The organism is Vibrio sp. HS-50-1, from assembly GCF_024747315.1.
Lineage (GTDB): Bacteria > Pseudomonadota > Gammaproteobacteria > Enterobacterales > Vibrionaceae > Vibrio > Vibrio diabolicus.
Genome location: NZ_JAMPZF010000007.1, coordinates 81,107 through 94,655, shown reverse-complemented (window position 1 = coordinate 94,655; position 13,549 = coordinate 81,107). Strand labels below are relative to the sequence as shown.

13 protein-coding genes are annotated in these 13,549 nt (G+C 44.5%); 12 read left to right on the top strand and 1 reads right to left on the bottom strand.

Translation table 11 applies throughout. From position 1 onward, the window contains the following. Positions 1–22: 22 nt before the first annotated feature. Positions 23–901 (bottom strand): type I methionyl aminopeptidase, encoded by an 879-nt coding sequence (map, locus tag NDJ01_RS06210; RefSeq protein ID WP_258586440.1) that lies wholly within the window; start codon positions 899–901, stop codon positions 23–25. Between the two features lie 384 nt (positions 902–1,285). Here map and rpsB point away from each other — a divergent pair, with 384 nt between their 5' ends. From rpsB to fabZ, 12 genes are all read left to right on the top strand, one after another. Then, entirely contained in the window at positions 1,286–2,014 is a 729-nt protein-coding gene (rpsB, locus tag NDJ01_RS06205; protein WP_012841501.1) for a 30S ribosomal protein S2, read from the top strand. A 132-nt stretch (positions 2,015–2,146) separates the two neighbouring features. Beyond that, a complete protein-coding gene (tsf, locus tag NDJ01_RS06200; RefSeq protein WP_012841502.1) occupies positions 2,147–2,992 on the top strand; it encodes a translation elongation factor Ts in 846 nt (281 codons plus the stop codon). Between the two features lie 147 nt (positions 2,993–3,139). Continuing rightward, complete coding sequence (gene pyrH / locus NDJ01_RS06195; protein WP_005380329.1) at positions 3,140–3,865, top strand: UMP kinase; 726 nt, start codon at positions 3,140–3,142, stop codon at positions 3,863–3,865. Between the two features lie 99 nt (positions 3,866–3,964). Beyond that, positions 3,965–4,522: a ribosome recycling factor gene (gene frr / locus NDJ01_RS06190; protein WP_005380330.1), complete on the top strand. Its 558-nt coding sequence runs from the start codon at positions 3,965–3,967 to the stop codon at positions 4,520–4,522. A 96-nt stretch (positions 4,523–4,618) separates the two neighbouring features. Continuing rightward, the gene (locus NDJ01_RS06185) at positions 4,619–5,374 is read left to right on the top strand and encodes an isoprenyl transferase (protein ID WP_258586439.1); all 756 of its coding nucleotides are present in this window, start codon (positions 4,619–4,621) and stop codon (positions 5,372–5,374) included. Between the two features lie 12 nt (positions 5,375–5,386). Further along, entirely contained in the window at positions 5,387–6,229 is an 843-nt protein-coding gene (locus NDJ01_RS06180) for a phosphatidate cytidylyltransferase (protein WP_048625888.1), read from the top strand. A gap of 50 nt (positions 6,230–6,279) precedes the next feature. Further along, entirely contained in the window at positions 6,280–7,485 is a 1,206-nt protein-coding gene (gene ispC / locus NDJ01_RS06175; RefSeq protein WP_258586438.1) for a 1-deoxy-D-xylulose-5-phosphate reductoisomerase, read from the top strand. Next, positions 7,485–8,843, top strand: a complete 1,359-nt coding sequence (rseP, locus tag NDJ01_RS06170) for a sigma E protease regulator RseP (protein WP_258586437.1) — start codon at positions 7,485–7,487, stop codon at positions 8,841–8,843. Before ispC ends, rseP begins: the two co-directional genes overlap by 1 nt. Before the next feature lie 44 nt (positions 8,844–8,887). Beyond that, entirely contained in the window at positions 8,888–11,302 is a 2,415-nt protein-coding gene (gene bamA, locus NDJ01_RS06165; RefSeq protein ID WP_047008880.1) for an outer membrane protein assembly factor BamA, read from the top strand. Positions 11,303–11,315: 13 nt separating this feature from the next. Then, entirely contained in the window at positions 11,316–11,825 is a 510-nt protein-coding gene (locus NDJ01_RS06160; protein WP_005391804.1) for an OmpH family outer membrane protein, read from the top strand. 6 nt (positions 11,826–11,831) lie between these two features. Further along, positions 11,832–12,863, top strand: a complete 1,032-nt coding sequence (lpxD, locus tag NDJ01_RS06155) for a UDP-3-O-(3-hydroxymyristoyl)glucosamine N-acyltransferase (protein WP_065645509.1) — start codon at positions 11,832–11,834, stop codon at positions 12,861–12,863. 232 nt (positions 12,864–13,095) lie between these two features. Then, positions 13,096–13,548, top strand: coding sequence for a 3-hydroxyacyl-ACP dehydratase FabZ (gene fabZ / locus NDJ01_RS06150; protein ID WP_005380349.1), 453 nt, complete (start codon positions 13,096–13,098; stop codon positions 13,546–13,548). Position 13,549: the final 1 nt, after the last annotated feature.

The window sequence follows — 13,549 nt, the reverse complement described above, 5'->3', positions numbered from 1 at the left end:
AAACAACGAGTGGTCGTAAGCTTTACGCGTTTTTCATTAGGCGAGGAATCGTATCGTCGCTACGAAGCGTCAGTACTTCACAACCTTCTTTTGTTACAACAATGGTATGTTCCCATTGCGCAGAGTTCTTGCCGTCGCCTGTGTAAACGGTCCAATCGTCTTGAGCGTCAACAGAACAACCAAATTTACCTGCGTTAATCATCGGCTCAATAGTAAAGCACATGCCTTCTTTTAGTACGCGGCGGTCTTTGTTCTTGTAATGAACCACTTGTGGTTCTTCATGGAACTCATCGCCGATACCGTGGCCACAGAAGTCTTTCACAATAGAAAACTTATTGCGAGGGTTGTTTTTGTTGTTCTCTTTGATGTACTTCTCGATAGCTGTACCGATGTCACCAACTGTTGAACCTGGCTTAACGGTACGCATACCAACATACAGTGCTTCTTGAGCAACCATGCATAGACGTTTGTTTGCAGGTGAAACATCACCGACTAGGAACATCTTAGAAGTGTCACCATGGTAACCTTGAGGACGCACGCTCAGATCCGCATTCTCATCATTTGGAACGATTACGGTAATATCAACGTTTAAGATGTCGCCATCTTTTAGTACCGCTGGCTTCATTTGGCCGTTGCTACCGGTTTCGTCTTTTTCTGCTGGAATACCGTGGCATACGATATGGTTGATTGAAGTACAAATCGACTTAGGGAAACCATGGTAATCAAGTGGAGCAGAGTATGCGCCTTTTTCTAGAGCGTACTCATGACAGATTTTGTTCAACTCTTCTGTCGTCACACCAACTTTGATGTGTGGTTCGATCATTTCTAGAATCTCTGCGGCCAGTTTGCCCGCAATGCGCATGCGTTCTATTTCTTCAGCAGTTTTAATCTTGATTGACATTGGCTTTCTCTACTTATTCCTAAGCACGTAAACGTGCGAATGGCCGCATTCTATCAGACATCGGGGCGTTAACCCAAGTTAGATAGGAATATGCATCATTCTTAATTCGATCGTATGTTTAAAGTTTTGCTTATAAATAGGAGAAAGTGGCACGGTGAAGAAATAATTTTTACTAGCCACAGTGAGCTAAAATATGGTATAAAGCGCGCCGGAATAGAGGACTGTTCTCTTCGTTTAGCAAAGCTAAGCGGCGAAGCAAGCTTCATCCGAATAACCTTTTATCTTTAAATCACACACATTCCGTCACATATTCCGGGGTGCTGAGCAGAAGCTTGGTCGGAGTTATGGGGAATGTGGAGGCCTAACCCCATAGAGGAATTTAAAATGGCAACTGTATCAATGCGCGATATGCTAAAAGCTGGTGTTCACTTCGGTCACCAGACTCGTTACTGGAACCCAAAAATGAAGCCATTCATCTTTGGCGCTCGTAACAAAGTTCATATCATCAACCTAGAAAAAACTGTACCAATGTTCAACGACGCTCTAGCTGAACTAGCTAAAGTTGGCGAGAAGAAAGGTAAAGTTCTATTCGTAGGTACTAAGCGCGCTGCATCTGAAGCTGTTAAAGAAGCTGCAATCGCAAGCAACCAGTTTTACGTAAACAACCGCTGGTTAGGCGGTATGCTTACAAACTACAAAACAGTTCGTCAGTCTATCAAGCGTCTAAAAGATCTAGAGACTCAATCTCAAGACGGTACTTTTGACAAACTAACTAAGAAAGAAGCTCTAATGCGTACTCGCGAAATGGAGAAGCTAGAGAAATCTCTTGGTGGTATCAAAGACATGGGCGGCCTACCAGACGCTCTATTCGTAATCGACGCTGATCACGAACACATTGCAATTAAAGAAGCTAACAACCTAGGTATTCCAGTATACGCTGTGGTAGATACTAACTCTAACCCAGACGGCGTTGACTACGTAATCCCAGGTAACGACGACGCGATCCGCGCTGTACAGCTATACCTGAACGCTGCTGCTTCAGCAGTATCTGAAGGTCGTAACAAAGACGTAGCTGCAGTTGCTGAAAAAGACGGTTTCGTAGAAGCTGAATAATAGCGGCTCTGTGTCACACTTGGTCTATGTGAAACCTTTGTGTAGCATAAACTAAGTTATAGTTAGCAATGGGGGCCGACAATGTTAGGCCCCTGTTTTTTACCTTATTTCGAATCAAACGAGGAATACAGAATGGCAACTGTAACTGCTGCTCTAGTTAAAGAACTTCGCGAGCGTACTGGCGCTGGCATGATGGAATGTAAGAAAGCGCTTGTAGAAGCAAACGCTGACATCGAACTAGCAATTGAAAACATGCGTAAATCTGGCGCAGCGAAAGCAGCTAAGAAAGCTGGTAACGTTGCAGCTGAAGGCGCAATCATCATCAAAGAAGAAAACGGCGTTGCTGTTCTTCTTGAAGTTAACTGCCAAACTGACTTCGTTGCTAAAGACGGTAACTTCACTGCATTCGCAGAAGAAGTTGCAGCTGCAGCTCTAGCTTCAAAAGCGACTGTTGAAGAGCTACAAGCACAATTCGAAGACGCACGTGTAGCTCTTGTAGCTAAAATCGGTGAAAACATCACTATCCGTCGCGTAGAATACGTTCAAGGCACTGCAATTGCTTCTTACCGTCACGGTGAGAAAATCGGTGTTGTTGTTGCTGGTGAAGGCGACGCAGAAACTCTTAAGCACGTTGCAATGCACGTTGCTGCTTCTAAGCCTGAGTTCGTTAACCCAGAAGACGTACCAGCTGACGTAGTAGAAAAAGAGAAAGCGGTTCAAGTTGAAATCGCAATGAACGAAGGCAAGCCTGCTGAAATCGCTGAGAAGATGGTTGTTGGCCGCATGAAGAAATTCACTGGCGAGATCTCTCTAACAGGTCAAGCTTTCATCATGGAACCTAAGAAAACTGTAGGTGAAATGCTGAAAGAAAAAGGCGCTTCAGTTTCTACATTCGTTCGCCTAGAAGTAGGTGAAGGTATCGAGAAGAAAGAAGAAATGAGCTTCGCTGAAGAAGTTGCTGCAGCTCAAAAAGGTTAATCCTTAGAGACTGTATAAAGATTAGACCGTAGCCTTGGCTGCGGTCTTTTTATGAGCAGTGAACGATTAGCCGTGATGAATAGCCATAACTGAATTTGTGTCTATTCATGACTGTTAATCAACAACTCTCTTTGGAAGGTAAACTCCATGACTACGAACCCTAAACCAGCGTATCAACGTATTCTATTAAAACTGAGTGGTGAAGCTCTTCAAGGTGAAGACGGTTTTGGTATTGATCCTGCGGTCCTTGATCGCATGGCACAAGAAGTTAAAGAACTGGTTGAACTGGGTGTTCAGGTTGGTGTAGTTATCGGTGGCGGTAACTTGTTCCGTGGTGCAGGCCTTGCTGAAGCTGGTATGAACCGCGTAGTTGGTGACCACATGGGTATGCTTGCTACAGTAATGAATGGCCTAGCGATGCGCGATGCTCTTCACCGCGCATACGTGAATGCGCGCGTTATGTCTGCCATACCTCTAAAAGGCGTATGTGACGACTATAATTGGGCTGATGCGATCCGTGAGCTTCGCCAAGGCCGTGTTGTCATCTTCTCTGCTGGTACGGGTAACCCGTTCTTTACAACGGATTCTGCTGCTTGCCTACGTGGTATTGAAATCGAAGCGGATGTTGTACTAAAAGCGACGAAAGTTGATGGTGTATTTACTGCTGACCCTGTAGCAAACCCAGACGCAGAGCTGTATGATAAGCTATCTTACGCAGAAGTTCTGGATAAAGAGCTGAAAGTGATGGACTTGGCGGCGTTTACGCTAGCTCGTGACCACAAAATGCCAATCCGCGTATTTAACATGAACAAGCCAGGCGCACTACGTCGCGTGGTTATGGGCGAAGCAGAAGGCACGCTAATCAACGAATAAGCTTGTCCCAAGGTGCCACCCAAAGCGTTAGGGTGGCGTTTGCTTTGCTCAACCGTTTTAGGCTTTCTTCAGGAAAGATGACATTTTTAAGGTGAAACTGTGATTAACGAAATCAAAAAAGACGCGCAAGAGCGCATGGATAAAAGCGTTGAAGCGCTTAAGAACAACCTTTCTAAAATTCGTACAGGTCGTGCACACCCAAGCCTACTATCTGGTATTTCTGTAGAATACTACGGTGCAGCAACACCTCTAAACCAAGTAGCAAACGTTATTGCTGAAGATGCACGTACACTTGCAATCACTGTTTTCGATAAAGAGCTGACTCCGAAAGTAGAAAAAGCGATCATGACGTCTGATCTTGGTCTAAATCCTATGTCTGCTGGTACTATCATCCGTGTTCCACTTCCACCACTAACGGAAGAGCGTCGTAAAGACCTAGTTAAGATTGTTCGTGGTGAAGCTGAAGGTGGTCGTGTTGCTGTTCGTAACATCCGTCGTGACGCAAACAACGATCTAAAAGCGCTTCTAAAAGATAAAGAAATCTCTGAAGATGAAGATCGTAAAGCACAAGACGAAATTCAAAAACTAACTGACGTTGCAGTTAAGAAGATCGATGAAGTTCTTGCTGCAAAAGAAAAAGAGTTGATGGAAGTTTAATACTCCCACACACATCACTGTTGGAAAACGCTGTGCTCACAGCTCAGCGTTTTTTTATGTTAGTCTATCCAACTGATGGAACTCAATTAACTCCCTATGCAAAATTCTCAAGCCTTCTCTGATTCCCTTCCTAAGCATATTGCCATCATTATGGACGGTAATGGCCGTTGGGCTAAGTCCAAAGGAAAACCTCGCGTATTTGGTCACAAAAAAGGCGTTAATGCCGTTCGTAAGACCGTGGCTGCTGCTTCAAAGCTTGGCATTAAAGCCATGACGCTATTTGCTTTTAGTAGTGAAAACTGGCGTCGTCCGGAGGAAGAAGTGGGTCTTTTGATGGAACTGTTTATCACGGTCCTGTCTAGTGAAGTAAAAAAACTACACAAAAATAATTTACGGTTGCGCGTGATCGGTGATACCAGTCGATTTAGTGAGCGTCTACAAAAGAAGATTGTAGAAGCTGAAAATCTAACGGCAGGTAACACGGGGATGGTGATCAACATTGCAGCCAATTATGGCGGTAAGTGGGACATCACAGAAGCGGCCAAAACGTTAGCGTTAAAAGCACGTAACGGTGAGATTCGTGTAGAGGATATCAATGAGCAGCTAATCACTGAGCATTTGACCATGGCAGACTTACCTGAAGTGGATCTTTTGATTCGTACCAGTGGAGAGTGTCGCATCAGCAACTTTATGTTGTGGCAAATGGCTTATGCAGAAATGTACTTTACACCCGAGTATTGGCCGGAATTCGACGAAGACAGCTTAGTTGAAGCTGTAACTTGGTTTATCAATCGAGAACGTCGTTTTGGCTTTACAGGTGAACAAATAAAGGCATTGATGGCAGCTCAATAAGGACTAGTTAGTTTGAAACAGAGAATAATAACAGCACTAATTTTAGCTCCCCTGGTTATTTTAGGCATTTTTAAATTACCCCTAATGGGCTTTATTGCCGCTTTAACTGCAATTACGCTATTAGGTTTTTGGGAGTGGACTCAATTTACAGGAAGCAACTCTCGCTTTGCTGCCCTCGTTCCGGCAGTCATTGTTACCGGACTTAGTTTTCTATATATTTCGCCTGACGCACATAGCCTCAACCATTTAGCAACGCCTCATTATGTTGTGCTGGGCCTTGGTTTTGTTTGGTGGATTATTGCTAGCTTAATGGCGATTACTTATCCCAAAACGACGAAATCTTGGCAAAATAATTTTGTTTTACGCCATGTGTTTGGTTTTCTGACATTAATTCCATTCCTTTGGAGTGTAGTTATTCTTAGAGCTCATGACATTACGGTAGATCCATACCACGGAGCAAAGCTCGTGTTATACGTTTGTTTCTTGGTATGGGCTGCAGATAGCGGTGCTTACTTTGCAGGCAAAAGCTTAGGCAAACGTAAAATGGCGCCACATGTCAGTCCGAATAAAACCATTGAAGGGCTTATTGGCGGCATTATCACGGCATTGATTGTGGCGTGGGCATTTGCTGATTGGTTTGATATTCAGTTCTCCAGTCCTGTCCATATGGTGTTGATTACGTTGGTTACTGTTGTTATATCAGTGCTCGGCGATCTGGTGGAAAGTATGTTCAAGCGTGTCTCAGGCATTAAAGACAGCAGCAACATTATCCCAGGACATGGCGGTGTGCTCGATCGTATTGACAGCCTAACCGCAGCATTCCCAGTTTTTGCTCTTCTTTACTACGTATTCTAATTTATCAGGAGCGGCATTGTCGCTCCTGAGCTTTCTAACGGTCTTACAACATGCAAAAGTTAACGATTCTTGGTGCTACTGGATCCATTGGTGCAAGCACGCTTAAAGTGGTCGAACAAAACCCAGAGCTGTTTTCTGTCGTTGCCTTAGCGGCAAGCACCAACGTTGAAAAGATGATCGGGCTATGTCGTCAGTGGCAACCTAAATACGCGGTAATGGCGGACAAAGCCGCAGCGATTCAACTCCAATCTGAGTTACATTTGGTTTCGCCAAACACCGAAGTATTAGGTGGTGTGGATGCTCTATGCCATATTGCTTCATTGGACGAAGTTGACAGTGTGATGGCTGCTATTGTCGGAGCGGCTGGTCTACTGCCTACCATGGCTGCTGTGAAAGCTGGTAAGCGAGTATTGTTGGCAAATAAAGAAGCACTGGTCATGTCAGGCCAGTTATTTATTGATGCCGTAGAAGAGTTTGGTGCGGAGCTACTTCCCGTCGATAGTGAACACAATGCTATTTTCCAGTGCTTACCACAGCAAGTACAAACCAATTTAGGTCGTTGTAATTTACAAGAACATGGCATTTCTCATATTTTGCTGACTGGTTCTGGTGGTCCTTTCCGTTACACTGACATCGCAGAACTGGAAAAGGTGACTCCTAAACAGGCGATCGCCCATCCAAACTGGTCGATGGGACCAAAGATTTCCGTTGACTCAGCCACGATGATGAACAAAGGCTTAGAGTATATCGAAGCTAAATGGTTGTTTAATGCGGCTCGCGAGCAGCTAAAGGTTATTATTCATCCGCAGTCTGTTATTCATTCAATGGTTCAATACCGCGATGGTTCGGTTTTGGCACAAATGGGTGAGCCGGATATGGCGACCCCTATTGCACTGACTATGTCATACCCATCAAGAGTTGAAGCTGGGGTTAAGCCACTAGACTTCACGCAAATTGGCGAATTGACGTTTTTGCAACCTGATTTTGCTCGTTACCCATGTTTAAAACTAGCAATTGACGCTTGTTATGAAGGTCAACATGCAACAACGGCACTGAATGCAGCGAATGAAGTCGCTGTTGATGCATTTTTAAATAACAGCCTAGGTTTTACGGATATCGCTCGCATCAATGAGTCTGTGTTGAATAAAATCAATGCAAGCTGCAAAGCTGAGAATGCGAATAGCTTGGAAAGCTTGTTAGAGCTAGATAGAATGGCACGAACTATTGCCCTAGAAACCATACGCGAGCGTATCTGATGACTGGTATATTGTGGAATCTCATTTCTTTTATCGTCGCACTGGGCATTCTTGTCGCTGTGCACGAGTTTGGGCACTTTTGGGTTGCTCGCCGTTGCGGCGTGAAAGTTGAAAAGTTTTCAATCGGTTTCGGTAAGTCTATCTGGAGTAAGGTAGGCAAAGACGGAACGGAGTACAGCATCTCAATGATCCCTCTCGGCGGCTATGTAAAAATGGTTGATAGCCGTGTTGATGAGGTGCCAGAACATGAGAAGCACTTAGCGTTTGATAAGAAGCCGCTATGGAAGCGAACCTCTATTGTTGCGGCAGGCCCTATCTTTAACTTCCTTTTCGCAATTTTCGCCTATTGGCTCGTATTTCTTATTGGTATCCCAGCAGTTAAGCCAGTAATTGGTGAAGTTACGCCCAATTCGATCGTCGCAGAAGCCGGAATTGAATCAGGAATGGAACTTAAATCGATATCTGGTATCAAAACTCCGGATTGGGAATCGGTAAATATGGGATTGATTTCTCATATTGGCGATGATTTGATGACAGTAACACTGACGTCAGCGAATGAAGTTGGTTCAGAAGTAACGAAAACTCTCGATCTGCGCGAATGGGAGTTCGACCCTGAAACTCAGTCTGCGATGCAGTCGTTAGGTTTTGCGCCGTATACACCGGAGGTATATCGCGTTATCGAACAGGTTTCGCAAAGTGGAGCGGCGGAAAAAGCAGGTGTGCTTCCAGGTGATGAGATTGTCGCTATTGGTGAACAACGCGTCACGGAGTGGAAGCAGGTTGTTGAAGCGGTTCGCTCTAATCCTGATACACCGATTGAATTAACGGTATTGCGTCAGGGCTATGAGCAAACATTAACGCTGACGCCTGGTAGCCGTGAGCTAGCTAACAAAGAAGTCGTTGGTTTTGCAGGTATTGCACCTAAAGTCGCAGAATGGCCAGAAAGTTATCGCTTCGACCTTCAGTTTGGTGTATTCGAGTCAGTAGGTAAGGCGGTAGACAAAACCGGCCAAGTCATTGGCTTGACAATCAGCATGCTTAAGAAACTGATTGTTGGTGACGTTGGTCTGAATAATCTGAGTGGTCCAATATCAATAGCCAAAGGCGCAGGTGCGACGGCTGATTATGGCTTGGTCTACTTTTTAGGTTTTCTCGCTCTAATTAGTGTTAACCTAGGTATTATTAATCTCGTTCCTTTACCAATGTTGGATGGCGGTCATTTGTTGTTTTTTGCAATTGAAGCAGTCATTCGACGTCCCGTTCCTGAGAGAGTGCAGGAAATGGGCTTTAGAATTGGTGGTGCGATCATCTTCTCGCTCATGGCGTTAGCGCTATTTAATGATTTTACTCGTCTGTGATAGTTCAGAGACAAAAGCAGTAGCAAGGAATAATTAGAACAAGTATGGCGATTAAGCGAATTCTATTTGCAAGTTTACTGGCGACCAGTGTATCTGCAAATGGAGCAGAGAACTTCGTAGTTCAAGATATTGAAATCGATGGATTGCAGCGTGTAGCACTGGGTGCTGCGTTGTTGAAAATGCCTGTACGTGTCGGTGATACCATTGGCCAAGGCGATGTTGCAGAGATTATCCGTGCACTGTATGCATCTGGTAACTTTGAAGATGTGAAAGTGTTACGTGACGGCGGCGTTCTGATGGTTCAAGTCAAAGAACGTCCTACCATTGCCAGCATCTCATTTTCTGGTAACAAAGCAATCAAGGACGAGCAGCTACAAGAAAACCTGAACGCATCTGGCGTTCGTGAAGGTGAAGCGCTTGACCGCACCACGCTAAGCAACATTGAAAAAGGCTTAGAAGACTTTTATTACAGCGTAGGTAAATACAACGCCACAGTAAAAGCGGTGGTGACTCCACTGCCACGTAACCGTTCTGACCTAAAGTTTGTCTTTACTGAAGGCGTGTCGGCAAAAATTCAGCAAATCAATTTTATCGGCAATGAAGTTTTCAGCGATGAGGACCTTCTTTCTCGTTTTAACTTGAATGTTGATGTGCCGTGGTGGAATTTCCTTTCTGATGAAAAGTATCAAAAGCAAGTCCTTGCAGGTGATATTGAAGCACTCAAATCATTCTACCTGGATCGTGGTTACTTAAAATTTAACGTTGATTCGACACAAGTTGCAATCTCTCCTGACAAGAAAGGGGTATACATTACTCTTGGTCTAGAAGAGGGCGAGGTTTACACCGTTAAGGACGTGAAGTTCCGTGGTGACTTGATCGGTGAGGAAGCGACGTTCGAAAGACTTGTGCCATTTGAAGACAATGAGACATACAACGGCTCGTTGGTCACTTCAATGGAAGAGGGTATTAAACGTGTGCTTGGTGAGTCCGGCTACGCTTATCCACAAGTGAATACCATTCCTGAGTTTGACGACGAGAATCAAGAAGTTTCTTTGGTCGTTAACGTCGATCCAGGTAACCGTATTTACGTACGTGATATCCGCTTCACGGGTAACAACTCAACCAAAGATGAAGTCCTTCGTCGTGAAATGCGTCAGATGGAAGGCAGTTGGTTGAACTCGAAATCGATTGAAACGGGTAAAACTCGTCTAAATCGTTTGGGCTACTTTGAAAATGTTGAAGTACAGACGGTTCGAGTTCCTGGTAGTGATGATCAAGTTGACCTAGTTTACTCTGTCAAAGAAGCGAACTCTGGTAGCGTTAACTTCGGTGTTGGCTACGGTACAGAATCGGGTGTGAGCTTCCAGGTTGGCCTGCAACAAGATAACTTTATTGGTAGCGGTAACCGTGTTGGTATCAACGCGATGATGAATGACTACCAGAAAAACATCAGTCTAGATTACCGAGACCCGTACTGGAACTTAGACGGTGTAAGCTTGGGTGGTAAGGTTTTCTATAACGAATTTGAAGCTAAAGAAGCCAATATCGTTGACTATACCAACGAAAGCTATGGCGCGAGCTTAACGTGGGGCTTCCCATTCGATGAGTTGAACCGTTTTGAATTCGGTGTCGGTTATACGCACAACAAGATCGGTAACTTATCGCCTTACTTGCAGGTAGAGCAGTTCTTAGAAGCGCAAAAAGATAATATAGATTCAAGTGGGGCATTGAATACGAACGACTTCGACTTCAATATCTCTTGGACACGTAATAACTTAAACCGTGGTTACTTCCCAACGGCAGGTAACCACCAACGTGCATTCTATAAAATGACCGTACCTGGCTCTGACGTTCAATACTTTAAACTGCAGTACGATGTTCGCCAGTATGTACCATTAACTAAAAAGCATGAGTTTACCCTCTTGTTCCGTGGCCGCTTGGGTTACGGTAATGGTTACGGTCAAACGGATGGTAACGATAACTTGTTCCCATTCTACGAAAACTACTACGCAGGTGGCTTTACATCGCTTCGTGGCTTTGGCTCAAACTCTGTTGGCCCTAAAGCGGTTTACCGCGATACATCCGGCTCTAACAATGGTACAGATATTGCGACAGATGATTCAGTGGGTGGTAACGCAGTCGCATTAGCAAGTATTGAGTTGATCGTTCCAACGCCGTTCGCATCAGAGGAAGTACAAAACCAAATTCGTACCAGTATCTTCTTTGATATGGCAAGTGTTTGGGATACCGAGTTTGATTATCGAGAAAATAGCAACATTTCGGGTGCTAACTACTACTACGATTACTCAGATCCAACCAACTACCGCTCTTCTTACGGTGCGGCGTTGCAGTGGATGTCTCCAATGGGGCCACTAGTATTCTCACTAGCGAAACCAATTAAGAAATTTGATGGCGATGATGAAGAGTTCTTCACATTCACTATCGGTAGAACTTTCTAAAGAGGAAAATATTTTGAATAAAATGATCAAAGCGGCTGGGATTGGCCTTCTTGTACTGAGCTCTTCAATGTTTGCAAATGCGGCAGAAGCGGCACAGAAAATTGCTTATGTAAATACAGCTCAAGTTTTCCAAGCTCTTCCTCAACGTGAAGTTGTACTACAAAAAATGCAGAAAGACTTCAAAAGCAAAGCTGATGAACTGAAGTCAATCCAAGCACAAGCTAAAACAAAGATTGAGAAGCTACAACGTGACGGCGAGCTTTTGGGTCAAGACGAAGTTGAAAAGCTACGTATCGATATCGCGAAGCTAGACAGCGAGTACAAAGTGAAAGCACAAGCACTTGAAAAAGCAAGTGCGCGTCGTGAAGCTGAAGAAAAAGCGAAGCTTTTCAAAACGATTCAAGATGCAGTTAAGAAAGTCGCAGACAAAAATGGTTACGATCTTGTGATTGATATCTCTGCTTTGCAGTACGGCAAGCCAGAATACAATATCTCTGAAGACGTAATTAAAGCTCTAAAATAAGAAGTTATGAAGACATTAACATTAGCCGAATTGGCGACAATTACCGGGGGTGAGCTGTTTGGTGACGAGTCTCTCGTTGTAAGCCGTGTTGCCCCAATGGATAAAGCACAAGAAGGTGATGTAACCTTCTTGTCTAACCCAAAATACGCAAAACACCTTTCTGAGTGCCAAGCTACCGTTGTTATGGTAAAGGCTGAGCATAAAGAGCAATGCGTTGGAAATGCGCTAGTGGTTTCGGACCCTTATGTCGCATTTGCTCGTGTGGTCCAAGCGATGGATACCACACCAAAACCGGCAGACGATATTGCACCAAGTGCTGTGATTGCCGCTGACGTTAAAATGGGTGAGAACGTTACAATCGGCGCTAATGCCGTGATTGAAACGGGCGTGGAACTCGGCGACAACGTAAGTGTTGGTGCTGGTTGTTTTATCGGTAAGAACGCCAAGCTAGGGAATAACACCAAGCTTTGGGCTAATGTCACTATCTACCATGAAGTGTCATTGGGTGATGACTGTCTCGTTCAATCGGGTACCGTCATTGGCTCTGATGGCTTCGGTTATGCGAATGACAAAGGCGAGTGGATCAAAATCCCTCAGCTTGGTTCGGTGCGTATCGGTAACCGCGTTGAGATTGGTGCTTGTACTACGATTGACCGCGGTGCACTCGAAGATACTATCATTGAAGACAATGTCATTCTGGATAACCAACTTCAAATCGCGCACAACGTGCAGATCGGATATGGTACCGTGATGCCTGGTGGTACTATTGTCGCGGGCAGTACAAAAATTGGTAAGTACTGCCAGATTGGCGGCGCGTCTGTTCTGAATGGCCATATCACTATCGCAGATGGTGTGGCGATTACAGGTATGGGCATGGTAATGCGCAGTATCGAAGAAAAAGGCCTTTACTCATCAGGTATTCCACTACAAACGAACAGAGAGTGGCGTAAGACTGCGACTCGAGTTCACCGTATTGATGAGATGAATAAGCGCCTAAAAGCGGTTGAAAAACAGCTGGAACAGAAAGAAGAAATTTAGAACAAGTTATCTTTCGCTCTGTATTTAACGTGAAAGCTAACAGGCTCTAGTTCCATATTCTGTACGAAGACTCGCGAAATGCGGGTCTTTTTCTTCTATAATGACGCGCTCTAAGTAGATTTAACTCCAAGATGGTGCGTATTTTGCTAGTATATTGCAAAGCGATTCGGCTTTACGACCTGTTGCCACGTTTGCCATCTTGGCGGCAAAAAATTGATATAGGAAGACGACTTTGACTACTGAAAAGAAAACGATGAACATCTCTGAAATTCAAGAGCTACTACCTCATCGCTACCCATTCTTATTGATCGACCGAGTGATAGACTTCCAAGAAGAGAAGTACCTTCACGCGATTAAAAACGTGTCGGTTAACGAACCTCAGTTCACAGGTCACTTTCCTCAACTACCAGTATTCCCAGGTGTTTTGATTTTAGAAGCAATGGCTCAGGCAACAGGCTTACTTGCATTTAAATCATTTGGTGCACCAACAGAAAATGAACTGTACTACTTTGCAAGCGTAGACGGCGCGAAATTCCGTAAACCAGTGGTTCCGGGCGACCAATTGGTTATTGAGGTAGAATTTCTGAAAGAACGTCGCGGCATTGCTGCATTTAGCGGTGTAGCAAAAGTTGACGGCGAAGTGGTATGTTCTGCAGAACTGAAGTGTGCTCGTCGAGAGTTTTAAT

Coding starts and splice junctions, on each gene's coding strand:
- rseP (WP_258586437.1), top strand. CDS start 7,485: ATGACTGGTATATTGTGGAATCTCATTTCTTTTATCGTCGCACTGGGC.
- rpsB (WP_012841501.1), top strand. CDS start 1,286: ATGGCAACTGTATCAATGCGCGATATGCTAAAAGCTGGTGTTCACTTC.
- tsf (WP_012841502.1), top strand. CDS start 2,147: ATGGCAACTGTAACTGCTGCTCTAGTTAAAGAACTTCGCGAGCGTACT.
- bamA (WP_047008880.1), top strand. CDS start 8,888: ATGGCGATTAAGCGAATTCTATTTGCAAGTTTACTGGCGACCAGTGTA.
- pyrH (WP_005380329.1), top strand. CDS start 3,140: ATGACTACGAACCCTAAACCAGCGTATCAACGTATTCTATTAAAACTG.
- NDJ01_RS06185 (WP_258586439.1), top strand. CDS start 4,619: ATGCAAAATTCTCAAGCCTTCTCTGATTCCCTTCCTAAGCATATTGCC.
- map (WP_258586440.1), bottom strand. CDS start 901: ATGTCAATCAAGATTAAAACTGCTGAAGAAATAGAACGCATGCGCATT.
- lpxD (WP_065645509.1), top strand. CDS start 11,832: ATGAAGACATTAACATTAGCCGAATTGGCGACAATTACCGGGGGTGAG.
- ispC (WP_258586438.1), top strand. CDS start 6,280: ATGCAAAAGTTAACGATTCTTGGTGCTACTGGATCCATTGGTGCAAGC.